Origin of the sequence: Ruegeria atlantica (assembly GCF_013032005.1) — a bacterium.
GTDB classification, from domain to species: Bacteria; Pseudomonadota; Alphaproteobacteria; order Rhodobacterales; family Rhodobacteraceae; genus Ruegeria; species Ruegeria atlantica_A.
Window position 1 is genome coordinate 421,310 of sequence record NZ_WQBE01000001.1, and the last position, 25,115, is coordinate 446,424.

General features: G+C 57.0%; 26 protein-coding genes. 9 read left to right on the top strand and 17 right to left on the bottom strand.

The window, feature by feature from the left end:
- Positions 1-6 precede the first annotated feature (6 nt).
- The 5 genes from GOX21_RS02020 to GOX21_RS02040 all read right to left on the bottom strand — a co-directional run bounded on the left by GOX21_RS02020 (position 7) and on the right by GOX21_RS02040 (position 4,707).
- On the bottom strand, positions 7-336 hold the full coding sequence (locus tag GOX21_RS02020; protein WP_170375148.1) for a hypothetical protein: 330 nt from the start codon (positions 334-336) through the stop codon (positions 7-9).
- A gap of 97 nt (positions 337-433) precedes the next feature.
- Positions 434-1,306 carry a 3-hydroxyisobutyrate dehydrogenase gene (gene mmsB / locus GOX21_RS02025; protein ID WP_170375150.1) on the bottom strand — a complete coding sequence of 291 codons (873 nt, stop codon included), beginning with the start codon at positions 1,304-1,306 and terminating at the stop codon, positions 434-436.
- 3 nt (positions 1,307-1,309) lie between these two features.
- A complete protein-coding gene (locus tag GOX21_RS02030; protein ID WP_170375152.1) occupies positions 1,310-2,350 on the bottom strand; it encodes an enoyl-CoA hydratase/isomerase family protein in 1,041 nt (346 codons plus the stop codon).
- 7 nt (positions 2,351-2,357) lie between these two features.
- On the bottom strand, positions 2,358-3,500 hold the full coding sequence (locus tag GOX21_RS02035) for an acyl-CoA dehydrogenase family protein (RefSeq protein ID WP_170375154.1): 1,143 nt from the start codon (positions 3,498-3,500) through the stop codon (positions 2,358-2,360).
- A gap of 91 nt (positions 3,501-3,591) precedes the next feature.
- On the bottom strand, positions 3,592-4,707 hold the full coding sequence (locus GOX21_RS02040) for a carboxylate-amine ligase (RefSeq protein ID WP_170375156.1): 1,116 nt from the start codon (positions 4,705-4,707) through the stop codon (positions 3,592-3,594).
- Between the two features lie 133 nt (positions 4,708-4,840).
- Here GOX21_RS02040 and GOX21_RS02045 point away from each other — a divergent pair, with 133 nt between their 5' ends.
- Positions 4,841-5,692 (top strand): class I SAM-dependent methyltransferase, encoded by an 852-nt coding sequence (locus GOX21_RS02045; protein WP_170375158.1) that lies wholly within the window; start codon positions 4,841-4,843, stop codon positions 5,690-5,692.
- A 60-nt stretch (positions 5,693-5,752) separates the two neighbouring features.
- Positions 5,753-6,229 (top strand): fasciclin domain-containing protein, encoded by a 477-nt coding sequence (locus GOX21_RS02050; RefSeq protein ID WP_170348579.1) that lies wholly within the window; start codon positions 5,753-5,755, stop codon positions 6,227-6,229.
- A gap of 50 nt (positions 6,230-6,279) precedes the next feature.
- Here GOX21_RS02050 and GOX21_RS02055 read toward each other — a convergent pair whose 3' ends face one another.
- Positions 6,280-6,864 carry a L,D-transpeptidase gene (locus GOX21_RS02055; RefSeq protein ID WP_170349399.1) on the bottom strand — a complete coding sequence of 195 codons (585 nt, stop codon included), beginning with the start codon at positions 6,862-6,864 and terminating at the stop codon, positions 6,280-6,282.
- 212 nt (positions 6,865-7,076) lie between these two features.
- Complete coding sequence (locus GOX21_RS02060; RefSeq protein WP_170375160.1) at positions 7,077-8,576, bottom strand: CoA-acylating methylmalonate-semialdehyde dehydrogenase; 1,500 nt, start codon at positions 8,574-8,576, stop codon at positions 7,077-7,079.
- A 105-nt stretch (positions 8,577-8,681) separates the two neighbouring features.
- On the opposite strand from GOX21_RS02060, the gene GOX21_RS02065 reads away from it, so the two are divergent.
- From GOX21_RS02065 to coaD, 3 genes are all read left to right on the top strand, one after another.
- Positions 8,682-9,584: a LysR family transcriptional regulator gene (locus tag GOX21_RS02065; protein ID WP_170348581.1), complete on the top strand. Its 903-nt coding sequence runs from the start codon at positions 8,682-8,684 to the stop codon at positions 9,582-9,584.
- 57 nt (positions 9,585-9,641) lie between these two features.
- Positions 9,642-10,079 (top strand): CBS domain-containing protein, encoded by a 438-nt coding sequence (locus GOX21_RS02070; RefSeq protein WP_170348582.1) that lies wholly within the window; start codon positions 9,642-9,644, stop codon positions 10,077-10,079.
- 85 nt (positions 10,080-10,164) lie between these two features.
- Positions 10,165-10,656 (top strand): pantetheine-phosphate adenylyltransferase, encoded by a 492-nt coding sequence (gene coaD, locus GOX21_RS02075; RefSeq protein ID WP_170348583.1) that lies wholly within the window; start codon positions 10,165-10,167, stop codon positions 10,654-10,656.
- On the opposite strand, the gene gap (GOX21_RS02080) is transcribed toward coaD, so the two are convergent.
- From gap (GOX21_RS02080) to gap (GOX21_RS02090), 3 genes are all read right to left on the bottom strand, one after another.
- The gene (gene gap / locus GOX21_RS02080; protein ID WP_170375162.1) at positions 10,648-11,652 is read right to left on the bottom strand and encodes a type I glyceraldehyde-3-phosphate dehydrogenase; all 1,005 of its coding nucleotides are present in this window, start codon (positions 11,650-11,652) and stop codon (positions 10,648-10,650) included. The two genes, coaD and gap (GOX21_RS02080), sit on opposite strands and share 9 nt — an antisense overlap.
- Before the next feature lie 82 nt (positions 11,653-11,734).
- A complete protein-coding gene (locus GOX21_RS02085) occupies positions 11,735-11,878 on the bottom strand; it encodes a hypothetical protein (RefSeq protein WP_170375164.1) in 144 nt (47 codons plus the stop codon).
- A 71-nt stretch (positions 11,879-11,949) separates the two neighbouring features.
- Positions 11,950-12,951, bottom strand: a complete 1,002-nt coding sequence (gene gap / locus GOX21_RS02090; protein ID WP_170358292.1) for a type I glyceraldehyde-3-phosphate dehydrogenase — start codon at positions 12,949-12,951, stop codon at positions 11,950-11,952.
- Between the two features lie 181 nt (positions 12,952-13,132).
- Here gap (GOX21_RS02090) and GOX21_RS02095 point away from each other — a divergent pair, with 181 nt between their 5' ends.
- Positions 13,133-14,095 carry a DUF808 domain-containing protein gene (locus GOX21_RS02095; protein WP_170375166.1) on the top strand — a complete coding sequence of 321 codons (963 nt, stop codon included), beginning with the start codon at positions 13,133-13,135 and terminating at the stop codon, positions 14,093-14,095.
- 57 nt (positions 14,096-14,152) lie between these two features.
- On the opposite strand, the gene tkt is transcribed toward GOX21_RS02095, so the two are convergent.
- Positions 14,153-16,177 (bottom strand): transketolase, encoded by a 2,025-nt coding sequence (tkt, locus tag GOX21_RS02100; protein WP_170375168.1) that lies wholly within the window; start codon positions 16,175-16,177, stop codon positions 14,153-14,155.
- Between the two features lie 234 nt (positions 16,178-16,411).
- Between tkt and GOX21_RS02105 the strand changes: the two genes are divergently transcribed.
- Genes GOX21_RS02105 through GOX21_RS02115 form a run of 3 tightly spaced genes read left to right on the top strand, consistent with a single transcriptional unit; the run spans position 16,412 to position 17,954 of the window.
- Positions 16,412-17,209 carry a hypothetical protein gene (locus GOX21_RS02105; RefSeq protein ID WP_170348589.1) on the top strand — a complete coding sequence of 266 codons (798 nt, stop codon included), beginning with the start codon at positions 16,412-16,414 and terminating at the stop codon, positions 17,207-17,209.
- Positions 17,209-17,604 carry a cell division protein ZapA gene (locus GOX21_RS02110; RefSeq protein WP_170358299.1) on the top strand — a complete coding sequence of 132 codons (396 nt, stop codon included), beginning with the start codon at positions 17,209-17,211 and terminating at the stop codon, positions 17,602-17,604. Before GOX21_RS02105 ends, GOX21_RS02110 begins: the two co-directional genes overlap by 1 nt.
- Entirely contained in the window at positions 17,601-17,954 is a 354-nt protein-coding gene (locus GOX21_RS02115; protein ID WP_170375170.1) for an MliC family protein, read from the top strand. The genes GOX21_RS02110 and GOX21_RS02115 overlap by 4 nt, the downstream gene beginning before the upstream one ends.
- Here the strand turns inward: GOX21_RS02115 and grxD are convergent, their stop codons facing one another.
- The 6 genes from grxD to GOX21_RS02145 all read right to left on the bottom strand — a co-directional run bounded on the left by grxD (position 17,955) and on the right by GOX21_RS02145 (position 24,989).
- The gene (gene grxD / locus GOX21_RS02120) at positions 17,955-18,317 is read right to left on the bottom strand and encodes a Grx4 family monothiol glutaredoxin (protein WP_170375172.1); all 363 of its coding nucleotides are present in this window, start codon (positions 18,315-18,317) and stop codon (positions 17,955-17,957) included.
- Positions 18,304-18,594 carry a hypothetical protein gene (locus tag GOX21_RS02125; protein ID WP_170375174.1) on the bottom strand — a complete coding sequence of 97 codons (291 nt, stop codon included), beginning with the start codon at positions 18,592-18,594 and terminating at the stop codon, positions 18,304-18,306. Before GOX21_RS02125 ends, grxD begins: the two co-directional genes overlap by 14 nt.
- A gap of 232 nt (positions 18,595-18,826) precedes the next feature.
- Positions 18,827-19,063, bottom strand: coding sequence for a BolA/IbaG family iron-sulfur metabolism protein (locus GOX21_RS02130; protein WP_170348594.1), 237 nt, complete (start codon positions 19,061-19,063; stop codon positions 18,827-18,829).
- A 135-nt stretch (positions 19,064-19,198) separates the two neighbouring features.
- Positions 19,199-21,358, bottom strand: a complete 2,160-nt coding sequence (gene purL, locus GOX21_RS02135; protein ID WP_170375176.1) for a phosphoribosylformylglycinamidine synthase subunit PurL — start codon at positions 21,356-21,358, stop codon at positions 19,199-19,201.
- Between the two features lie 159 nt (positions 21,359-21,517).
- Positions 21,518-23,800: a mechanosensitive ion channel family protein gene (locus GOX21_RS02140; protein ID WP_170375180.1), complete on the bottom strand. Its 2,283-nt coding sequence runs from the start codon at positions 23,798-23,800 to the stop codon at positions 21,518-21,520.
- 280 nt (positions 23,801-24,080) lie between these two features.
- Positions 24,081-24,989: a LysR family transcriptional regulator gene (locus tag GOX21_RS02145; RefSeq protein WP_170348597.1), complete on the bottom strand. Its 909-nt coding sequence runs from the start codon at positions 24,987-24,989 to the stop codon at positions 24,081-24,083.
- Positions 24,990-25,115 lie beyond the last annotated feature (126 nt).

Sequence of the window (25,115 nt, forward strand, 5' to 3'; positions counted from 1 at the left end):
TGATTCTCAGTTAAGGATGTCAGCCACCGCACCGATAAGGTTCAGCACTTTTCGTGTATCAGGATCGACTCGATAGACATAGTCACCTGCGCGGATGTAGCTGCCACGGTTCAGCCCATAGCGATACGGGTCGTTGATCCAGCGATAGTCGCGGTTGATGTAGTCGCCCGTGCGATAGAGGTTCTTAACCTGACCCGGCGGCACACACGGAACGGCTTTCTTGGCCAGTCCAGGAGGGCAATGCCCGGCTTTCCCTTTGCCGTTCCCGGCGTCGGCAAGCCCAGCGCTGAGCGCGAGCGCGAGGATTGACGTGGAAATAGTTAAGACTCGCGACATCTAACTTCCCTCTGCAAACATGCCGTAGTTAAAGACAAATGGCCGTTGGTTCCTGTATGGTCAACCCCGTGGGCAAGAAGCCGCCCACGCAGCGCGCCTAACTACGACCGCGCTTTTCGAACCGCGGCAGCATGGCAGAGAAGTCCATGCCCAATCCCCCCTCAGACTCAACGAACTGTTCATAAAGCGCGGTTGCGGCTTGACCCATCGGCGTATCGGCATCCGAGCTTTCGGCGGCCTGTTGGCTTAGACGCAGGTCTTTCAGCATCAATTCAGCGGCGAAACCGGGTTGGTAATTGTTGTCTGCCGGGCTTTCCGGCCCCACGCCGGGTGCGGGACAATAGGCGTTCATGGTCCAGCTATAGCCCGAGGATGTGCTGACCACATCAAACATCTTTTGCCTGTCCAGGCCCAGTTTATCTGCCAGCGCAAAAGCTTCGCACGTGGCAATCATGGTGACACCTAGGATCATGTTATTGCAGATCTTGGCAGCCTGACCGGCGCCGGATTCACCGCAATGAACGGCTTTTTGACCCATGATATCGAACAGCGGCGCGGCTTTCGCAAATGCGGCATCGCTGCCACCTGCCATGAAAGTCAAAGTGCCAGCCGCTGCGCCGCCGATTCCACCCGAAACAGGGGCATCTACCGCCAGAATTCCAGCCTGTTTTGCCTGATCCGCGGCAGCGCGGGCGCTGTCGACATCGACGGTTGAACAATCGATCCACACAGTCCCGGATTGCATTGCAGGGATGATCTCATCCCCGACAGCGCGCAAGATTTTTCCGTTTGGCAGCATGGTGATGACGATATCGGCGTTTGCGGCAGCTTCGGCCCCCGAACCGGTCATGGCGACACCAGCGACACTGACCTCGGCCATGTCAAAACCAGTCACCTCATGCCCGGCTTTTGCCAGATTGGCGGCCATTGGATTGCCCATATTGCCCAGACCGATAAACCCGATTTTCATCTCTCAAACCTCCTCAAATGTCAGCATGTCTTTGCCCAGTGGCTGCAGCATTTTCGACACTGCCACCGCTGGTACGGATTGGTCGGCAAACCGCCATTGTGGATTACGGTCCTTGTCGATGATCTGAGCCCGAATTCCTTCCAGAAAGTCGCCATGCTCCATCGCGCGGAACGTATAGCGGTATTCCAGTTCCAACGCCTTGCGCAGCGTCAGGCTGGGCCCCCGTAGGCGATGCAGCGCTTCGACCGTACAAGCCATCGACAGCGGCGAATTGCGGCCCATCAGCGTCAGCGCGTCCGCAGCCATTGCGTCGCTGGAATGGGTCAATGCGTTCAGGACATCGCCCAGGCTTTCCCCGGCGAATAGGGCTTCGATAACGGAGTGCTGTTGTTCCAATGTGCTTTCGGGCGGCGGCGTGGAATGTTTTGCAATCAGTTCGGCATCACCCGAAGCCTCGAGCATCTCGATTAAGGCGGACCAATCCGATATCGGGATGAAGTGGTCGGCAAAACCGGCAAAGACGGCGTCTCCGGGGCCCATTCGATGACCGGTTGTGCCCAGGTATTCGCCTAGACGACCGGGGGCCAGCGCCAGCATCATTGTGCTGCCAACATCCGGCAAAAGCCCAATCGAACATTCCGGCAGAGCAATCTTCGAGCTTTCCCCAACGATCCGGTGGCTGCCATGGCATCCAATGCCCACGCCACCGCCCATGGTGAAACCCTGCAGAAAGCTGATGACCGGTTTGGGGTATTCGAAGATCAGCGCATTCAGCCGGTATTCATCGCGCCAGAAGGTACGTCCATAATCGAAATCCCCCTTGCAACCTGACGCGTAAAGGTCGGCGATATCGCCGCCCGCACAAAAGGCCTTGTCGCCTTCGGCGTCCAAGATGACCAGATCCACGGCATCATCTTCGCGCCAGTTGCGCAGGGCCGTGTCGATGGCCATGCACATATCATAGGTCATCGCGTTCAGGGCCTTTGGTCGGGTCAGGGTGATGCGCCCGGCGCGACCAGTGATGCGGATGTCGATGTCTGGCATGAGTTCCTCAGTGTTCGGCAAGCATTTGACGGGCGACGATGACCCGCATGATTTCATTGGTGCCTTCCAGAATCTGGTGAACGCGCAGATCGCGCACCAGTTTTTCGATGCCATAATCGGCCAGATAACCATAGCCACCATGCAATTGCAGGCATTGGTCGACAACTTTCGATCCAGTCTCGGTCACAAATTTCTTGGCCATGGCGCAAAACTTGGTGGCATCGGGCGTGCCCTGATCCAGCTTCCAGGCGGCCTGCCGCAGGAAGGTACGGGCGGCTTGCAGTTCGATCTCCATATCCGCCAGCCGGAATTGTAGCGCCTGAAACTGGTCGATCGATTGGCCGAATGCCTTGCGTTCAGACATGTATTGCAAGGTCATGTTGAGCCCGGACTGGGCAGCCCCCAGGGAACAAGAGGCGATATTGAGCCGCCCGCCATCCAGACCCTTCATCGCATATTTAAACCCATCCCCTTCGGTGCCCACCAGATTTCCGGCCGGGATGTGGCAGTCATCGAATTGCACCTGCGCTGTCGGCTGGCTTTTCCAGCCCATCTTCTGTTCCAGCGCGCCAAAGCTGAGGCCCGGCGTGCCGTCCTCGACATAAACCGTTGAAATGCCCTTTGGCCCATCCTGGCCGGTGCGCACCATGCAGACATAGGCATCAGAGTAACCACCACCCGAGATAAAGGCCTTGGTGCCGTTCAGCGTATACCCCTCATTCGTGCGATCCGCACGGGTTTTCAGTGCAGCCGCGTCCGAGCCTGATCCGGGTTCCGTCAGGCAATAGCTGAGGATGGTATTGAGGCTTAGCACATCCGGCATGATGCGGGATTTCAGATCGTCGCTTCCGAAACTGTCCAACATTTTGGCGCACATGTTGTGGATCGACAGAAAGGCCGCGACGGAAGGGCAAGCCATTGACAGCGCTTCGAACACCAATGTCGCGTCCAGACGGGTAAGGCCGGACCCGCCGCTGTCTTCCGAGACATAAAGTCCGCCGAACCCCAACTCGCCAATTTGCGGCCAAAGGTCTTTGGGGATGGTTCCGTCAGCCTCCCACTGGCGAGCGTTCGGGGCGATGTTGTCCTGCCCGAAATCATACGCCATGTCGAAGATTGCGGTTTGCTCTTCTGTTAGTGCGAAATCCAAGGCTTGCCTCCCACGCTGCCGAATGAATTGAACGACTGTTTATTTCCGAATTCTTACAGAAATTTTGCACGGCCAGCAATCGGCAGGGGCATTAAAGATCGTGATGAAATTCTTCGATCAGGTGCTGCACGACGGCTTTGCCGGGATCTTCGCCGCGTGCTGCAGCTTCGGCATGGACGCGGCGCTGTCGGGTGGCCGACGTGCCGGTCTGTGCGATTTGCTGCAGGCGCGCCAACTCGGTCATGGTGCCCAGTGCCTCGGCGTCTTCGGCCAGCATTCCCATCAGTTCACCCATCAGCTCGGGCATGGGTTTGATGGAACGGTCGCCAAAGTCGATCAAGCCTTCGCCCACGCCATAGCGCTGCGCGCGCCAACGGTTTTCACTGATCAGGAACTGATCGTAATGCCGCCAACGCAGATTGCGATCCTTCAGGCGGCACAGCATGCGGGTCAGCGCTTGGGCCAGGGCGGCCAGCGACAATGTGTGCTCCAACCGTGGTTGCACATCCATGATCCGTGTTTCCAGAGTTGGAAATCGGTGTGACGGGCGCAGGTCCCACCAAATCTTTGTCGTGTCCTCGATCACGCCCAACTCGACCAGAATGCCGGTGGTGCGTTCATAATCCGACCAACTGGCCAGAACCGGTGGCAACCCTGTGCGTGGCAGGTTGTCAAACACGGTCAGGCGGTAGGAGGAAAGGCCCGTATCCTCTCCGTTCCAATAGGGCGACGACGTCGACAGGGCCAACAGATGCGGCAAGAAGTAGGACAGCTGAGGCATTAGGTCAGCGCGCAGGGCAGGGTCTTCGACACCAACGTGAACGTGCATCCCGCAGATCAACATGCGCCGGGCCACGCCACCAAGGGCATGTTGCAGCGCGTCATAGCGATCCTTACGGGTGTGGTGCTGTTTTTTCCAGTCGGCAAACGGGTGGCAGGACACGGCAATTGGCGCGAGGTTGTATTCTGCAGCCCGACTCGCAACGCATGAACGTAGGCGTTTCAAGTCTTCTCGGGCTGACTTGACTGTTGAATGTGGCCGGGTGCCGACTTCGATCTGGCATTGCAGGAATTCGGGGCTGACCTGTCCTTCGAAATCCGCTTGGCAAGCCTCCATCAAGGCGGTGGGTGCTTGCGCAAGTTGCAGGCTGTCGCGATCGACCAGCAGATACTCTTCTTCTATGCCCAGCGTGAACTCTTGCTGCATGGCGACCCTCGTACTACTAATCCGACCAGTGAATACGGAAATTTCTGTTTTGCCAAGCGTTTGGGGTGGCTCTTCTTGCACAAGCCCGGCCTGCAAAGGTATGGAACACACGAACCGCCAAGTGGAGCCGCCCGTGAAACCCAGAAAATTCCCGCAGATCAACGCAGCCCTTGATGAGTTGGGGGTGAAGCTGGTCGATAAGGTCACGGAACTGGACGAGCGTGCGCGGCTTGAGGCGTTTGAAAGGGCAGGCGGGTTGACCCGCCCGGCCTATGCCTTGTCGCCGGGGATGGAGGGATTTGATATCACCGAGCTGGTTGCAGAGTATGGTCAGCACGCTGCCGCATTGGAGGCGTTGAAAGACCCTGCGCGCAATCAAACCGGCTATCGCCTGGGCAATGGATATTACGACAGCCCGGATGCTGACGCGTTGTACCTGATGATCCGGCGGTTCGCGCCCAAACGCGTGATTGAGGTCGGCTGCGGCAATTCAACCCGCGTCACCCGGCAGGCCATCATCGACGGCGGTTTGGATACGCAGATCACTGCGATTGATCCGTATCCACGGGCGGATATCGCGCATGTCGTCGATCACTTTGAACAGAAGCGGCTGGAAGAGGTCGATCCGGCGCTGTTCGATCAGCTTGAAGCAGGTGACGTTCTGTTCATCGATTCCAGCCACGTCGTACGGATGAGCAACGACGTGGCACATCTGTTCTGCCGCATCATTCCCGCGCTAAAGCCGGGTGTGGTGATTCACGTACATGATGTTTTTCTGCCCTTCGAGTACCCCAAGCGGTTCTTCTATGATTGCCCCGGATGGGGAGAGCAGTACATCCTGCATGCTTTGTTGCAATCCGGCGCGTATTCATTGCTTTGGCCGGGGTACTTCCTGCAACAGGATCGTCCTGATGCGGTTGAAGCATTGCCGTTTCTCAAAGACGGGCGCGCGCAGAGTATCTGGATTCAAGTCAAAGAAAAGTGATCCGGGCTGGCTGAACCTCCGTACCCCTTTCCATAACAAGCTGGAGAGGAGATAACAGCCATGTTTCGCCGCACATTCATGGGCGCCGCCGCCGCACTTGCACTTGCACTGCCCGTCAAGGCACAAGCTGCCGACATCGTGGACACCGCCGTTTCGGCCGGATCGTTCAACACTCTGGTCGCCGCTGTGCAGGCCGCAGGTCTGGTTGACACGTTAAAAGGTGATGGACCGTTCACCGTTTTTGCACCCACAGACGAAGCTTTTGCCGCGTTGCCTGAAGGCACGGTTGAAACGCTGCTGTTGCCGGAAAATAAGGATCAACTGGTCGAGATTTTGACCTATCACGTGGTCCCGGCCAAGGTGATGTCAGGTGATATTGCCGGCAAACGCGCTAAGGTTCGCACGGTACAGGGCGACCAGCTGAGCGTGAACGCCAAAAAAGGCGTCAAGGTCAATGATGCCAAAGTTGTGCAGGCCGACATTGAAGCCAGCAATGGCGTGATCCATGTAATTGATGCGGTGATCCTGCCGGAATAACGACCCCCGCTAAGTAGAAAGCCCCGGTCCTGGTGGCCGGGGCTTTTTTGTCAAACCAGTCTGACCTGAGTTCCAACCTGGACCAGAGGGTACAGTTCCTCAACGTGCTGGTTGTAAAGGCCGATACACCCTGACGAGCTTTGGCGGCCAATCTTGCGCGTGTCATGGGTGCCATGCACCAGATAAGCGGGCCAGCCCAGATACATGGCGCGAGTTCCCAACGGGTTGCCGGGATCGCCACCTTCCATGCGTACGGGCAGGGATGGATCACGTTCACGCATAGACGCGGTTGGAGTCCAGCTTGGATTTTCAGTCTTGCGCTTGACCTCGGTATAGCCGCGCTTGGTAAGCTCTTCGCTCATCGGAACTGAGCTGGGGTACAGCTTATACGTTCCGTCCGGTCCCCAGTAATGCACTGCTCGGCTAGTGATATCGGCCAGCAGGCAGCCGACACCCAGCTCATCGAAGTGGTCTTGCCAGTTCTGTTGCGAGAACGACGACACATTGCGGCGTACTGGCAATTGCGTGCTGATGGCCTCTTCATCCACCGGGAAGGCATCAGAGCTTTGAGCGCGCACCAAGGCGGGCGTCGCCAAAAGAGAAGCTGCGCCCAACAGGGCAGAGCGGCGGGTCATGTACGGATTTGACAAAGCGGCCTCCGGTATTCGTACTGCTCAAAACTAGGAAATTGGCAACAAACTATTGTCGCTTTAGTTGCTTTTCCAGTGGCAGAGCTGTGAATTTATCGTGAAGCCGGGATTTTCTTATCCACTGTGGCAATACTTCGCCAAAAAATACCGGCCCGTTGGGGGCCGGTATTGGTGGTAGGCAGTTTTGCGGATGCAGATCAGTCCATCGCTTTGAAGTTGAACTCGCCACCTTCTTTGATGCCCGACGGCCAGCGCGAAGTCACGGTTTTGGTGCGGGTGTAGAACTTGAAGCTGTCTGGGCCGTGCTGGTTCAGGTCACCAAACATGGACTTTTTCCAACCACCAAAGGTGTGATAGGCCAGCGGAACCGGGATCGGAACGTTGACGCCGACCATGCCGATGTTGACACGGCTCGCAAAGTCACGCGCGGTATCGCCATCGCGGGTGTAGATCGCGGTACCATTGCCATATTCATGGTCCATCGCCAACTTCAGCGCTTCTTCATACGAACCTGCGCGAACGGTGGACAGAACTGGGCCAAAGATTTCTTGGGTGTATATGTCCATGTCGGGTGTGACATGGTCGAAGAGGTGCGGGCCAACAAAGAAGCCGTCTTCATATCCCTGCAAGCTGAAATCGCGGTTGTCGACGACCAGCTTTGCACCTTGTTCAACACCCGAGTTAATCAGGCCAAGAATACGCTCTTTGGCAGCACCGGTTACAACCGGTCCCATATCAACATCGTCCCCGGCGGTGTAGGGGCCAACCTTCAGTTTCTCGACACGCGGAATCAGTTTCTCGATCAACGCGTCGGCGGTCTCTTCGCCTACGGGTACAGCAACCGAAATTGCCATGCAGCGTTCGCCAGCTGCTCCGAAACCAGCTCCGACCAGAGCGTCGGCGGCTTGATCCAGATCGGCATCCGGCATGATGATCATATGGTTCTTCGCACCGCCAAAGCATTGTGCACGCTTCCCGTTTGCGGTTGCGCGGGAATAGATATATTGCGCGATCGGTGTTGAACCGACAAAGCTGACGCCTTGAATGATTTCGCTGTCAAGCAGAGTGTCGACCGCTTCCTTATCGCCGTTCACGACTTGGAATACGCCCTTGGGAAGGCCAGCTTCGACGAACAGTTCTGCCAGCATCAGCGGCACGGAAGGATCGCGCTCGGACGGTTTCAGTACCACCGCGTTGCCGCAGGCCAAAGCCGGGCCGACATGCCACAGAGGCATCATGGCTGGGAAGTTGAACGGCATGATCGAGGCGACAACACCTAGAGGCTGGCGCATCGAATACATGTCAATGCCGGGACCTGCGCTGTCGGTAAACTCACCCTTCAGCATCTGCGGTGCGCCGATGCAGTACTCGATCACTTCCAGGCCACGCTGAAGGTCACCCTTGGCATCGGGGATGGTTTTGCCGTGCTCGCGGCTCAGCGCTTCGGCAAGTTTGTCCATGTCGCGGTTCATCAAGCCAACCATTGCCATCATCACGCGAGCACGTTTCTGGGGGTTCGTTGCTCCCCATTTAGGTTGAGCAGCAGCGGCATCGGCAATCGCAGCTTCGGTTTCGGTAACGCTGGCCATCGGGCAATGGGCCTGAACCTCGCCGGTGGCGGGGTTGAACACGTCGGCGAAACGGCCAGATGTACCTTCTACATTCTCGCCGTTGATATAGTGGGTCAGGTTCTGCATGACAAATTCCTTCCGGGTAGATCTGTCGGCAAAATAGACTTGCAAAAATTTGGTGAACAGAGGCAATGTTTCAAAATTGCTTTGCAAAAATGCAAAAGGGAAAATATGAATCCGAACTGGGATGATATGCGGGTTTTCCTGGCCGTCGCGCGCGAGGAAAGCCTGTCATCGGCGGGCCGTATCCTCAAGATTGATCCTGCAACTGTAGGGCGGCGCATTGCGCGGCTTGAGACAACATTGGATGCGCTGTTGTTTACGAAGTCGCAACAGGGATACATCCTGACCGCCGCAGGTGAACGCCTGTTGGACCACGGTTTGCAGGCCGAAGAGGCGATGCGCGCGGCGGCTGGTGTGGTCACTGGCTCGACCAAATCCCTCAGTGGGCAGATACGGATTGGTGCGCCCGATGGCAGCGCCAATTACCTGTTGCCACAGGTTTGTGCGAAAATCAGTGATGCCAACCCTGATCTGGACATCCAGATCCTGGCGCTGCCAAGGATCATCAACCTATCCCGGCGTGAGGCCGACATGGCCGTAACTGTCAGCGCGCCCACAGCAGGAAGGTTGTTGGTCAAGAAGATCAGCGATTATAAGCTGCATATGGTGGCCACGCAGGATTATCTGGATCGCCATGCGCCTATTGGTTCAGTCAACGATCTTAAGGGGCACCGCCTGATTGGTTACATCCCGGATATGATCTTTGACCGAGAGCTGGACTATCTCAACGATATTGGCGTTGACCGTGTCGCACTTGCATCGAATTCGGTCTCGGTTCAATTGCGACAGGTTTCGTTGGGTACCGGTGTTTGTGTTGCCCATGACTTTACTTTGCCGTTCCATCCAAACCTGCGGAAAATCTTGACGGATCAAGTGGGTTTGACGCGAAGCTTCTATCTTGTCCGGCATCAGGGCGATCAGCGCAACGAACGGTTAAACCGCTTTGCCGAGGCTTTAACGCAAGGCATCCGTGACGAAGTTGCGCGGCTTGAAGCCGATGCCAACGCTTGACAGGTCGACACAATCGCGCAACGCTTTGGATAAATTCATTATTCCGGAGGTGCTTTCATGCTCGTTCAGGGCATTCTAAAATCCAAGGCGACAGACAGCGTCGTGACGGTCGAGCCTTCGATGACTGTGTCGGAGGCTGCGAAAATCCTTGCTGAAAAGCGCATTGGTACCGTCATCGTTTCCGAAGATGGTGGTCAGACGGCAACCGGCATTCTGTCTGAACGCGATATCGTTCGTGAATTGGCTGCCAGTGGCAGCGGATGTTTGACGCAGCCGGTCAGCTCTTACATGACAAAGGATCTGATCACCACCACACGACAGGCCACCGTGCAAGACATCATGGCCCGCATGACTGAAGGCCGCTTTCGCCACATGCCCGTGGTCGAAGAGGGTAAGCTGATAGGCATTGTGACCCTGGGCGATGTGGTCAAGGCGCAATTGGCCGAGCTGGCGATGGAAAAGGATGCCCTTCAAGGTATGATTATGGGTCACTGACGGGGCTGGTTGCGATAGCAACCTCTTGCGCCGACAGCAAAGTTATGTTTGCTGACGCAGAATTTCCAGAACGCAGGAGAGCGTGATGCGGGTTGGTCTATACCCCGGAACCTTTGACCCGATAACTCTGGGCCATATTGACATTATCCGGCGCGCCTCGGCTTTGGTCGACAAGCTAGTGATTGGAGTAGCGATCAACCGCGATAAGGGACCGTTGTTTTCTCTGGAAGAGCGCGTGGCCATGATCGAGGCGGAATGTGCACTTTTGTCTGAACAAACCGGAACCGAAATTGTCGCTCATCCGTTCGAAAACCTTCTGATCGATTGCGCCCGCGATGTGGGTGCACAAATCATTGTTCGCGGGCTGCGGGCCGTTGCGGATTTCGAGTATGAATTCCAGATGGTCGGAATGAACCGTGCTTTGGACGATTCAATCGAAACCGTCTTTCTAATGGCCGAAGCACGGCATCAGGCCATCGCATCGAAACTGGTTAAGGAAATCGCGCGCCTGAACGGGGACGTGTCGAAATTCGTGACGCCCCGCGTTCATACTGCATTGCGCGAAAGGTTAGGCTAACGCGCCCATCGCGGCGGCTGTGTCCAGCATCCGGTTCGAAAAGCCCCACTCATTGTCATACCAGGCCAGAACGCGCACCAATGTGCCGTCGGTGACTTTGGTCTCGGCCAATGACACGGTCGAGCTATGGGAATCGTGGTTGAAATCCATCGACACCAGTGGGCGGCTTTCGGCGGCCAGAACGCCCGGTATTTTGGCGGCGGCCTCGACGAACAGCGCGTTGACCTCGTCTTCGCTGGTGGGGCGCGATACTTCGGCAACCAGATCGACAACAGACACGTTGGGCGTCGGAACACGGATGGCCTGACCGGTCAGCTTGCCTGCCAATTGCGGCAGGACAAGACCGACAGCCGCTGCGGCACCCGTGGTGGTCGGGATCATCGACAAAGCCGCAGCGCGCGACAGATAGGGGTCTTTACCCGCGGCATCGTGAACTGGCTGGCTGGCGGTATACGCATGGACCGTGGTCATGTTGCCATGGACGATGCCAAGCCCGGCATCCAGCGCGGCGGCAACTGGCGACAAGCAGTTGGTGGTACATGAAGCATTTGAAACAACGGTATCCCCGGCTGTCAGCTCATGCTCATTCACACCATAGACGATTGTTTTGACGGCACCTTCGCCCCGCGCAGGCGCAGAGATCAGGACTTTCTTGGCACCGTTTTTCAGGTGACGTTCAGCCGCTTCGCGGGTGCGGAAAACGCCTGTGCATTCCAGAACTACGTCGATATCCGACCAATCTAGCGCTTCGGGGTCGCGCTCGCTGGACAGACGAATGGGGCCTGCGCCAACGTCCAGGCGTTCGTCGGTCAATGTCACCTTGTTGGAATAACGGCCATGTACGCTGTCGAACTCGAACAGATGAGCGTTCATCTCGGGTTTTGCCAAATCGTTGATGGCAACAATTTCTACATCTGTGCGTCCCGATTCCATCACTGCACGCAGAACTCCGCGTCCGATCCGACCAAATCCGTTGATTGCCAGCTTGAGTGTCATGTTCCGCTCCGTCCGAATTTCGACTTTAGTAAAGTTAGCGCTAACAAAGCCAGATGAGCGGAAAAGTCAAGCAAAACCTCTGTCAGCGCCAGAAAGCCAGCCAATTCAGAAAGGCGTAAAGCTTTTTCGCGAGGAAAACCAAATGTTCGGGTCCAAAGATGGCGTAGTCCAGAATCAACCCGCCAAGGATCAAGAGGCCAAGCCAGATAGCGATTTGGTTGGTCATAGCGGCCCCGAACGAAAATGCCCGCCCAGATAACCTGAGCGGGCAAAAATGTTCAAGATTTCAAACCGGTCTTAGTTAAGCCGACCCATGGCAACGGCGACATCGGCCATGCGAACCGAGAAGCCCCATTCGTTGTCGTACCAGGCCAGAACCCGGACAAGGCGGCCGTCTACAACGCGGGTTTGTTCCGGCGCAAAGATCGAGCTTTCTTCGGTGTGGTTGAAATCGGTCGAAACCAGCGGCGCGGGTTCATAACCCAGAACGCGCTGCATCGGGCCAAGCGCGGCTTCGCGAACGATTTCATTGACCTCTTCGACAGACACTTCGCGCGATGAGCGGAAAGTCAGGTCCACCGCCGACACGTTCGGGGTAGGTACGCGGATGGCGGAACCGTCCAGACGGCCTTTCAGGTTCGGCAGAACCTCACCCAGTGCTTTCGCAGCTCCGGTCGATGTCGGGATCATCGACATGGCAGCGGCACGGGCGCGATACAGATCGCTGTGACGGCGATCCAGGGTCGGCTGGTCGCCAGTATAGGCGTGGATCGTGGTCATGATGCCGTTTTCGATGCCGACACCTTCGTCCAGAACCTTGGCAAGCGGAGCAAGGCAGTTCGTGGTGCAAGACCCATTCGAGACCATGTTGTCGTTGGCGGTCAGCGTGTTGTGGTTCACACCAAACACGATGGTTTTGTCGACGTTCTTGCCCGGTGCGGACAACAGAACCTTGCCAGCGCCACGCTCGAGGTGCGTTTTCGCCTTGGTGCCGTCATTGAATTTGCCGGTGCATTCCAGAACGACGTCGCAGCCTTCCCAATCCAGCTCGTTCATGTCGTAGGTCGAGAACATCTCCATCGGGCCGCGGCCCAGATCCATGGTGTTGCCATTGATGGCGATGTCGCGCGGAAACCGTCCATGAACGCTGTCGTATTTCAGCAGATGAGCCGAAGTTTCCAGCGGCCCGGTCGCGTTGACCTTGATAACTTCGATATCGTTCCGGCCTGACGCTGCAATATGCGACAGGGTACAGCGGCCGATACGGCCAAAACCATTGATGCCGACCTTTATGGTCATGTGACGTCTCCAAATGCGCTTGCCTTGCAGGCCATATAGCCGCGATTGGTGAATCTCAAAAGAGCAAAAGCGGCATATTTTTAATGTGTTAGCGCAAACTTCGTACGATTGCGCTAACGCTTGCACTGGCTGTAAGATTGGGTAGGTTCCTGAGGCGGCAGGTGACAGGAAAGGTAGCGCGATGAGCGGTCTTTTGGCTCTTTTGGATGACGTGGCGGGGATCGCCAAGGTTGCAGCGGCGTCGGTGGACGACGTGGTGGCGGCGGCGGGAAAGGCCGGGGCCAAGACGGCAGGGGTGATTATTGACGATGCAGCCGTCACTCCGAAATACGTTCAGGGTTTTGCGCCTGCGCGCGAGTTGCCAATCATCTGGCGGATTGCGCGTGGATCGGTATTCAACAAGATCGTGCTGTTGCTGCCTGTGGCCCTTTTGCTGGCCAATTTTGCGCCCTGGCTTATTACGCCGCTGCTTATGATCGGTGGGTCTTACTTATGCTTCGAGGGGGCTGAAAAAATATTTCATGTTCTGTTTCCACATGGCAGCCATGCCATTGATGAAGACATGAACGTGCGCGACCCTGGCCATCTAGAGGAGCAGAAAGTCAAAGGTGCGATCAAAACGGATTTCATCCTGTCCGCTGAAATCATGACCATCGCACTGGCCGCGATCGAGGCGCCGAATCTGTGGATGCAGGCGGCGACTCTGGCGGTTGTGGGCATCGGGGTGACGGTGGCCGTCTATGGCTCGGTCGCGTTGATCGTGAAGATGGATGATGTCGGATTGTTTCTGGCAAACAATGCCCCGACACCTGTCGGGCGCGGGCTGGGGCGTGGATTGGTCAAGGCAATGCCCGGTGTGATGAAGACCCTGTCTATTGTTGGGACCGCGGCGATGCTGTGGGTCGGCGGGTCGATCATCATTCACGGGATGGAAGTTCTGGGCTTCGGCTGGCTGGGCCATCACATCCACGACTGGGCATATGCGATTGGGCTTTCCGTGTCAGACGGCTGGGTAGGGGCTGTCGAATGGATTTCCAAAGCAGCAATGGATGGTGTGTTTGGTCTGGCGTGGGGCTTTGTTCTGATTCCTGTAGCCACCAAGGTGATCGGGCCATTGCTATCAAAGAAGACCGCAACACATTGAAATGAAAATAAAAAGGGCGGCTGATGCCGCCCTTTGCCTTATTCTTCGTGTGCTGGATTATAGTCCCAGTAATTCCTTGACCTTAGCAACGGTCGCCTCGGCAGTGATGCCAAAATGCTTGTACAGCTCATTCGCCGGAGCGGACGCGCCGAAGCTGGACATACCGATGAAGCCGGCCTTGGCTTCGCGGCCACGCTCACCCAATAGCCAGCGATCCCAGCCACCGGCGCGAACGGCGGCTTCGATACCGACGCGGACCGGACCACCGGGCAGAACGCGCTTGCGATAGGCTTCGTCCTGCTGTGCGAACAACTCCATACAGGGCATGGACACGACGCGAGTACCGATGCCTTCAGCCTCAAGCATCGCTTTGGCTTCCATAGCCAAAGAAACCTCGGAACCCGTTGCGATCAGGATGGCCTGACGTTTGCCTTCGGCATCAGCCAGCACATATGCGCCTTGCGCGGTCAGGTTCTTGGCTTTGTGTTCCGTGCGTACGGTCGGAACGCCCTGACGGGTCAGCGACAGAACGGAGGGGCTGTCCTTGAACGTCAGGGCTAGTTCCCACGCTTCGGCGGTTTCCACAGAATCTGCGGGGCGGAACACATAGGTGTTCGGGGTCGCGCGCGAAATTGCCAGATGCTCGACCGGCTGGTGGGTCGGACCGTCTTCGCCCAGACCGATCGAGTCGTGAGTCATCACGAAGACCGAAGGAACCTTCATAAGCGCTGCCAGACGCATGGACGGACGGGCATAGTCGGTGAACGCCATGAACGTACCGCCATAAGGGCGAATGCCGCCGTGCAGGGCCATACCGTTCATTGCTGCAGCCATGCCGTGTTCGCGGATTCCGTAATGGATGTAACGGCCCTTACGATTTTCCGGTAGGAAGACCCCCATATCGGCTGATTTGGTATTGTTCGAACCGGTCAGGTCAGCCGAACCGCCCACGGTTTCGGTCATGATCGGGTTCACGACATTCAGAACCTTTTCGGACGAAGCGCGAGTGGCCAGTTTCGGTTGATCTTCCGAGATCTGCTTTTTGAACGCGCGGATCGCACCGGCCAGTTTTTTGGGCGCTTCAAACGCATAGGCGCGGTTGAATTCGGCTTGCTTGCGTTCGGACAACTGCGCGAAACGTTCTTCCCAAGCCGTACGCTCGGCGACGCCGCGGGAACCGATGGCCTCCCATGCGGATTTCACTTCGGCGGGCACATGGAACGCGTCATGCGGCCAGCCATAGCCTTCTTTCGCAGCCTTCAGTTGGTCCTGATCGGTCAGCGCGCCGTGACCTTTCGAGGTATCCTGAGCCGCGTGACCCAATGCGATGTGGCTTTCGCAGGCAATCATGGTCGGTTTATTCGACTTTTTTGCCTGTACGATGGCTGTGTCGATGGCTTGCGGATCATGCCCGTCAATCTCGATTACGTGCCAGCCCGAGGCTGCGAAACGGCGCACCTGATCGGTGCGATCAGCCATATCGACGGTGCCGTCGATTGTGATGTTGTTGTTGTCCCAGAAGACGATCAGCTTGCTCAGCTCATGACGACCGGCCAAGGTGATTGCCTCTTGGCTGACGCCTTCCATCAGGCAGCCGTCGCCGGCGATCACATAGGTATAGTGATCCACAACCTTCTTGCCATAATGCGCGCGCTGGATTTCTTCGGCCATGGCAAAGCCCACCGCGTTCGAGATGCCTTGGCCCAGCGGGCCGGTCGTGGTTTCGATGCCATCAACCAGGAAGTTCTCCGGGTGACCAGCTGTCTTTGCACCCAACTGGCGGAAGTTCTTGATTTCCTCAAGGGTCACGTCGCCGTGGCCGGTCAAATACAGCAGCGAATAGATCAGCATCGAACCGTGACCCGCCGACAGGATAAACCGGTCGCGGTCAGGCCAATTCGGGGCCGAGGCGTCGAATTTCAGGTGCTTTTCGAACAGCACGGTCGCAACGTCGGCCATGCCCATCGGCATACCGGAATGGCCGGAATTGGCGGCGGCGACGGCGTCAAGGGTCAGGGTGCGGATGGCCGCAGCTTTGTCCCAGTGTTCGGGGTTTGCATTGCGCAGCGCAGTCAGGTCCACGGGCGTTGTTCCTTTGGATTACAGGCAGATGTGGCGCTCAATACCATCCACCCTCCAAAGTGCAAGTAGAACCGGGATTTCTGATGAGGTAGTAGTTCAAGAAAGCTGCCCAAGTTGTTGAAAGCAAACAGTGGGTATTTTCCGCCTCGTTAGGTTAGACTAGGGCAAGACGTGGATGATATTGATTCGGAATATCCGCGATACAAGGAACCTTGGTTAAGAGGTGGCAGGGGCATGAGCCAGATCGAAGAATTACATCGCCGTATTGTTGCTGCAATGGATCGGATAGGGACCGGCGTCGATACGCTGCGGGATACGTCTCCGGTCAGCGGTGGTGCAGATGACGCTCTGCGGACGGCATTGGATGATGAACGTGTCGCCAATGCGCAGTTGGAAGAACGTCTGAAATCGCTGAAAGAGCGCCACGAACTAGAAGTCGACGCCATGCGTTCGGACATGGAACGGCTGCGGACCACGCCCGTTGAAAGCCCGGAAAACGGGGCATTGCGCGAGCAATTGGCAGAGGCGCAGGCAAAACTGGCCTCGGTTGAGGCCGCCCGCGCCGAGTTGGCCGCGGCTAAGGCCGCGCTGGAAAATCAGGATGAGGTTGAGGCGCTAAAGGCCGAAAATGCTCAGCTCAAGGCCGCCGCGGCTGCGACACAGGGTGTCGAAGCCGAAAACGCGCGCCTGCGGTCTGAACTGGCGGACAGCGAACGCGTCGCCGAGTTGAGCGCCGAGCTGGATATGTTGCGCGCTGAGCGATCCAGTCACGGGGCGGCGATGTCCCGTCTGGATGACGATCTGCAACGCATGCGCAAGGCGAATGAACAGTTGCGGCAATCGGTGGATGAACTGCGCGCCGCCGCCGAAGACGGCGTGCCGGATGCTGATCTGCTTAACCGCGCAACAGTGGCCGAACTTGAGGCGACGCGCGCCGCACAAGCAACCGACGCTGCCGAAGCGCACGCAGTTCTGGCGCGGTTAGAGCCGTTGCTGTCGAAGGCGAAACTGGCAGAAGGAGAGGTTGAATAATGCCCGAATTGACTATTCAAATCGGTGGCCGCGGCTTTGATGTCTCGTGCCAGGAGGGGGAAGAAGCGTTCCTGCATTCGGCTGCCAAATTGCTGGATGACGAGGCGCAAGTTTTGTCTGATCAGATCGGGCGCATGCCAGAATCACGGATGCTGCTGATGGCCGGGCTGATGCTGGCCGACAAGGCCGCCGGAACCGATGACAAGATCAAGGCGCTCGAGGCAAAGCTGGCCGAGGTTGAGACCGAGCTTCGAACTCTCAGAAACATGCCACAGCCCGAGCCTGAGCGTATCGAGGTGGCCGTGGTACCTCCGTCAGTGACGGACACGCTGGCGGAAATAGCCGCGCGGGCCGAAGCCTTGGCATCCGTGATCGAGGAGAAGTCAGCGGGATGAACTCTGTAAAGACGGTCGCCTGCGCCGTGGCATTTGCTTTGCCCGGTGGCTTGGCTTGGGCTGAGATCGACATTCTGCCAGTGACATTCACATGCCAGAACGGCGTGCCATTGGAAGTGGCCTATTTCAACGCGCCGGACGGGTCGAGTGCAGCAGCAATGATGGTAGACAACCAATTGGTCACTCTGCGTCAGGTCCAAAGCGGTTCCGGCATACGCTATGAATCCAGCGGAGGGACAGGGACGTACATCCTGCGCTCAAAAGGATGGGACGCAACGGTGAGCTTTCTGGCGACAGGATCGGATGCCGCCAGTGAGCAGGTCATTCTGGATAATTGCGTCAGCCGCTGATCAAGCGTTTGCTTCGCGGATCTTGTCGGCTGCTTCTTTGTTGTAGCCGACACCGCTGTCGTCAAACAGCGTGTCCAACTCGCCAGACAGGGTCATCTCGGTGATAATGTCGCAGCCGCCAACGAACTCGCCTTTGACATACAGTTGCGGAACGGTCGGCCAGTCGGAATAGTCCTTAATGCCCTGACGTACTTCGTCATCGGCGAGGACATTCACATCGGTGTAGTCCACACCCATATAGTTCAGCACACCGGCCACGCGGGACGAGAACCCGCATTGCGGCATCTCTTTGGTGCCTTTCATGTACAGCACCACGTCGTTGGCTTTGACTGTGTCGTCGATCTGGGTCTTAACGTCGGTCATCTTGCTTGTCCTCTTTGCCCGCATCGGGGGCCGCCGTTTCATTCTGTGACGGGTCGGGGTCCCATCCTTCTTCCTCTAACCGCCGGTGTTCGGCTTGCGCCAGGGCCAGCGGATCCAGCCCGTATCTTTCAATGCCGCCAACCTTGCTGATATTGTCCGGATCGGGACGCATATCGGCGAGGTTACGTTTCCGGTTGCGTTTCACATAGGCTTCGATCAATGCGGCGGCAACTATCAATGCTGCGATTACACCTATCCAGAACAGCCAGCCATTCATTTTTTTGGGGACATTGCTTTAGTATATTGCCGAGGATCTCGAGGTATCGGCATTGCACTAACGCCACCTCCTTTACCCGAGTCTGTTGTAGACGCAACTAAGCTCGCGTTCTGGCTGGGTGTTGCGCCGCGTTTCTGTTTGTATTTGGATTTGCCGAAAGTTGATTTCAGAATCAACACGAAACCGACACATGCCAGTAAACCGCTAATCGTGTAAATCCAGAACGTGATCGTCATTCAGGCACTTTCGTCGTCAACGCCAATGCGTGTAATTCTCCATCCGGGCCGTCCATCTTGCCTTTCAACGCAGCATAGACCGCGCGTTGTTGCTGCACCCGATTTTTCCCGCGAAAGCTCTCGTCCACGACCATGGCGGACATATGAACGCCGTCATGCCCGCCGACCTGAATTTCTGCATCCGGAAAGGCTTCGCGCAGCAGGTGTTCGATTTCGTGGGTGCTCATCGGCATGTAGGTAACTCCTGAAGGTCTTTCTCAAGATGTAGAGCGCCCGGGCGGGGCGCGCAAGGGTGTGATAAGGGGCCTGAAACGACAATACCTGCGCCAATATGGGCGCAGGTATCGCGAATTAGCTTCAAGATATGATCAGGCCACGGCGGCGGCAAAGCTGTCGCGGAACGTGTCCGTCAACTCGGCCAGAGGGGCCTCGGAATTGCCGACTTTGACAACGTCACCAGTAAAGCGACCAACCGAGACCAGCGGAACACCGGCCTGACCTGCTGCGATCATCAGCGCCTCGGCCTGGTCAAAGTTGCAGGCGACCAGATAACGGGCCTGATCTTCGCCAAACAAAAATTCGGTCGAGGCTTCGTCGAGGTGAACGCCGACACCTGCGGCTTCGGCCAGTTCAAAAGCCGCCAGGGCCAGGCCGCCATCACCCAGGTCGGTGCAGGCCTTGATCATCTCGCGATTGGAGCGGATAAACTCACCATTGCGCTTTTCGGCGTCGAGATCGACATGCGGCGCGTCGCCGTCTTCGCGGTTGAACACTTCGGCCAGAAGGGCCGACTGACCCAGATGCCCATTTGTTTCGCCGATGACCAGCGCGACGTGGCCTTCGCGGACCTCGTTACCGATGATTTCGTCGGTGTGGTCCAACAGGCCAACCGCGCCAATGGTCGGGGTAGGCAGGATCGCTTGACCGTCGGTCTCATTATACAGCGACACGTTGCCCGACACGATGGGCATGTCCAGCGCGGCGACCGCAGCGCCGATACCCTGAATTGCGCCAACAAACTGGCCCATGATCTCGGGCTTTTCGGGGTTTCCGAAATTCAGGTTGTCGGTGGTGGCCAGTGGTTTTGCCCCAACGGCAGTCAGGTTGCGGTACGCTTCGGCGACGGCCTGCTTGCCACCCTCAACCGGGTTGGCGCGCACATAGCGGGGGGTGACATCGCTGGTGAAGGCCAATGCCTTGTCTGTGCCATGCACGCGAACCATGCCCGCACCCAGACCCGGCGTGCGCGCGGTGTCGGCCATGACCATGGTGTCGTATTGTTCGTACACCCATTGCTTGCCCGCATAGTTCGGCGAAGCGAGGAGGGCGCGCAGGCCGTCGATCGGGTCGATCTGCGGGACCTCGGCCAGTTCTTCGGCTTCGGGCGTAAGCTCCCACGGGCGGTCGTATTCCGGTGCGGTGGAAGACAGCTTCGACAGCACAAGATCGGCTTTAACCTCGCCGTTATGGACAATCAGGAAGCGATCTTCGGCGATGGTCTCGCCGACAATGGCAAAATCCAGATCCCATTTCTCGAACACGGCGCGGGCTTCGGCCTCAAGCTCAGGCTTCAGGACCATCAGCATGCGTTCCTGAGACTCAGACAGCATCATCTCGTACGCTGTCATATCCTCTTCGCGCTGAGGGACGTTCTCCAGATCGAGGCGCACGCCCAGACCACCTTTGTCGCCCATTTCAACGGCGGAACAGGTCAGACCCGCCGCACCCATGTCCTGAATCGAAATCACGGCACCGGTTCGCATCAATTCCAGCGTCGCCTCCATCAGGCGCTTTTCGGTGAAGGGGTCACCGACCTGAACGGTGGGACGTTTTTCCTCGATCGTGTCGTCGAACTCGGCCGAGGCCATGGTTGCACCACCAACCCCGTCGCGACCGGTTTTGGCACCCAGATAGACGACGGGCATGCCAACACCCGAGGCTGCCGAATAGAAAATCTTGTCACTGTCGGCCAGACCTGCGGCAAAGGCGTTCACAAGGCAGTTGCCGTTATAGGCGGGATGGAATCGAACTTCGCCGCCGACGCAGGGTACTCCGAAGCAGTTGCCATAGCCGCCGATGCCTTCGACAACGCCATTGACCAGCTGGCGAGTCTTGTGGTGGCCGGGCTCGCCAAAGGACAGTGCGTTCATTGACGCAATGGGACGCGCACCCATTGTAAAGACATCGCGCAAGATACCACCAACCCCGGTCGCCGCGCCCTGATAGGGTTCGATGTAAGATGGGTGGTTGTGGCTTTCCATCTTGAAAACAACCGCTTGCCCATCGCCAATATCAACGACACCGGCGTTCTCACCCGGACCGCAGATCACCTGCGGACCCGAAGTGGGCAGGGTGCGCAGCCACTTCTTCGAGGACTTGTACGAGCAATGCTCATTCCACATGGCGGAAAAGATGCCCAGCTCGGTGAAGGTCGGCTCGCGGCCGATGATCTCAAGGATCATGTCGTATTCGTCGGGCTTCAATCCGTGGGCGGCAATCAGATCCGGTGTGATGGCGGGCTCTTGCATCGTCTGTCCTGTTCTCAAGGTGGCCGAGATTGCGCGCCTTTTAGGGCAAGGGCGCGTCGGTGGAAAGGGTTAAGACCGGGGTCTGATGGTTTCCTGTGCCAATCCGATGAAAAAAGGCCGCCCTGAGGGCGGCCTTTGCATGTTTGTAGTGTCAGGTCGTTATTTTGGCGCACCGTGTTCCGAACCCGATTTCTGACCCTGCTGTTCCGCTTGTTGGTTTGCTGCTTCTCCGGCTGCTGCACCGATAGCTGCCTTTTGCTCCTCGTTCAGGTTATCCACGTCATCCAGGCCGGGGATCGCAACGCGCACCTCGCGGCGGGCAAAGTCGATGCCGTTTTCCTTGAACGCTGCCTTCACACGGTTGAAGATTTCCTTGCGCAGGGTGAACTGCTTACCCGGCTTGGCCATGAACTTGCCGCGGATGATCATGCCGACATCATCAAAGTCGAACACGCCTTGCGACTTGAAGGGCTGCAGGAAGCCGTCCTTGTGGGTTTCGTCCTCCATCATCTCGGCACCGATCTTCTTAAAGATCTTCTTGACCTTGTTGGGGTCGGTGTCGAAGGGCACGGTGAATTTCAGCTTCATGATGACCCAGTCGCGGCTGTAGTTGGTCAGCTTTTGAATCTCACCGTAGGGAATTGTGTGAACCGGCCCGCGGTGGTGGCGCAGTTGCATTGAACGGATCGAGATTTTTTCGACCGTCCCGGTGGTGCCACCGACATCTACGTATTCTCCAACGCGGAAGGCGTCATCGACCAGGAAGAAGATACCGCCCACGATATCGGCCACCAGCTTTTGTGCGCCAAAACCAATGGCCAGACCCAGGACACCAGCACCGGCCAGCAGGGGGGTGATGTTGATCCCCAACGCCCCAAGCGCCAGCAGCACAAAGATGACCGCGATAGCGACCTGAGCGGTCACACGCAGCAGGGGCAGGACGGTGGCCAATCGTGACCCACCCGAGCCACCACCTTCGCCAGCCTCTTCATCCGGGCTTTGATCTGCTGCTTGTTCTTTGGCCAGACGGCGATTGACCCAAAGCGACACAAGCTCATTGAGGATGTAGCCAACGGCAATAATGATAAAGAACTGGATAACCTTGCTGCCGGATTCATCACCTCCGCCTGCGATTTCCCGAAGATCAAGGTCCCAGGCGTTGGCGATCATCAAGATGACCAGAATGCCAGCCAAGACCCGTCCGATGCGGATATAGCTGCGCTTGGTCGACTTATACGCCTTTTCGGCCACGGGGCCTTCGCCCTGCATCGGCGGCTGCAGATGGCGCACCAAACCACGTATCAGCGTGTCCAGAGCGGGTGCAATCAGCAGCCAGAACATGGTGGTGAAATGTGCACCCTGCAACAATAAGGCGCGCAACATCGGGTCGCGCTGAGCAGCCAGGAACTCGACAAGTAGCCAGATCACCGCAGATACGCCGATGGCGAAATATGGGTAATAATGAGCGACTTCCTCGTCGAACTTGGTGTGGTCCGGGTCTGTCCCCAGCATCATTTGGGACAGGCCTTCACGGGCTTTCCAGGCAATCACTCCGATATAGATGTGGATCGCACCGTTCAGCCAGAACCCGATCCGGGTTTCACGCCCGGTGATGCCGTTCAATTCGTTGAAATGGATAATGAACAACGTCAACCCGATCAGGATCAACAGCCCGATCAGATTGCGGTGCAGATATTTTGCCCAGTGGTCGTCAATGTTGACCAGCCGATATTGGGGTTGGTTCGGGGCCAGTATGAACCGCGAGGCAGCCGCGCCCAGGCGTGGAACCCAGATCAGGTAAAGGACGAAAGGTGCGGCGTAGGTCAGTTGTTCAGGCGTCAACAATCCGCGTCCCAAGGCGCGGATCACGACATAAAAAACAACTAGCCCGGCGATCTCGCGACAAAAACGGCGAAACAGGAAGCGTACCGCACCCCAAAGGTCACTTTCTTCGGTCGCGCTTGCTTGGCTGTGCCATCTGTTGGTGAGCAGGTAGAAAAGCTTTTCCGCAATGTAGCCTGCAATCAAAACGCTCAGAATCAAACCCATCAACGTAAGAGCGCCGCTTGATCCGAATGTGCCTATAAAGTTCTTGGCCGCATGGGCCTGAGCGCTGAATATATTTGGCACCGTGACTACGACTTGCGTCCAGGACGTCACCATTGCCGCCCAAATCGCGCCGATTTCCTTGATGGGATCTTCGCGATCCTCTGCTTCGGCAGCCTTTTGTTCAGCGACCGCGTCCAAACGCTCAAGCAAAATAGCGCGGACCTGATCGTCAGACATACGCGCGACCAGATCGTCCACCTGTTCAGGCGTCAGATCATCGGGAATGCTGATAGTGGTTGAGGAACCGGTCGATCCGCTATCCTGCGCAAGAACCGGCCCTGAAAGGCAAATGACGGAAAGTATCGCCAACAAAAGGCGAAGGGGCTGAAACATCGAATCTGTCCTCGAACACAAGTCTTCGTGAATTTTTCGTGATCATAGGTCTAAGTGCCCGAGTTTCCCAGATGTTTTGCCAGCCGAACACAGGGCGCGTTGCCGAATGGCCAAAAAAAAGGCCGAGCACTAAGCTCGGCCGTAGTCCAACAGGGAGGTATGAAGATGATGAGCGTTTCAGCATCACCGCCTTCGAGAGTTCATTTAGGGATCACTTTGTGAACGATCAAGAGATTTCAGAATGATTGCTGATCAACCCCGCTATGCCAGTGGTGCATAGCTAGAGTTTTCCCATCTGCTTCAATTGTTTGCGCTGCGTTATGATCTCATCCTGAACAAAGTCACGGAAGGCCGCGACGCGCTTGGAATGGCGCAGTTCCTCGGGATAGGCGAGGTATACGGGAACATCCGCACTTTCGATATCCGACAGGATCGGCGCGACATTGGGAAGCCCTTGGGTAACGTAGTCCGGCAGGACGCCAATACCCAAGTTATGCAACACACCCTGAAGAACACCAAAATAATTGTTCACGGTCAGCAGTGATCCTGGATTGTAGGTCATCAGATGGCGCACCATCGCAGCACCTGCACCAACTTGCGGTGCTGAAGGTGTCTGACAGATCAGCCGGTGATTTTTGATTTCGTCCAAAGATTTCAGCATACCGCCATGGGTATCGATGTATTCCTGCGTCGCATACAGCTGCATCTGCACGGTCATCAGGCGTTTGCGGACCAGATCGGCCTGGCTGGGCTCTTTCATGCGGATGGCGACATCAGCCTCGCGCATGGGCAGGTCTAGCACGCGCTCTTCCAGCATCAGGTCGATATTGAGATCGGGGAACTGGTCGTACAGTTTCGGCAGGCGCGGCGCCAGCCAAAGCGTGCCAAAGCCGTACGTAGTTGTGACGCGCAGAACGCCAAACACTTCTTCTTCGCTGTCGCGAATGCGCGCAGCAGCAGCGTCCAGACGTTTTGTCATGGCCGAGGTTGCGTCAAACAACAACTCGCCCTGTTCTGTCAGGATCAACCCGCGCGCGTGGCGGTGGAACAGCGTCGAATCAAGCGACTCTTCCAACGCTCTGATCTGTCGGCTGACGGCCGATTGCGACAAGTTCAGCTTGTCACCCGCATGAGTCAGGCTGCCTGCATCCGCAACTGCGTGAAATATTCTAAGCTTGTCCCAATCCATCGCCGCAACTTTCGTTATCTTTCGAACTGCCTATATGAAATAGGTAGCAACTTCTACATTCAAACGGTGAAATCCTTAGGTTTCAGGGGATAAACCCTATGCAGGTCAGAATTTATGACCTAAAAT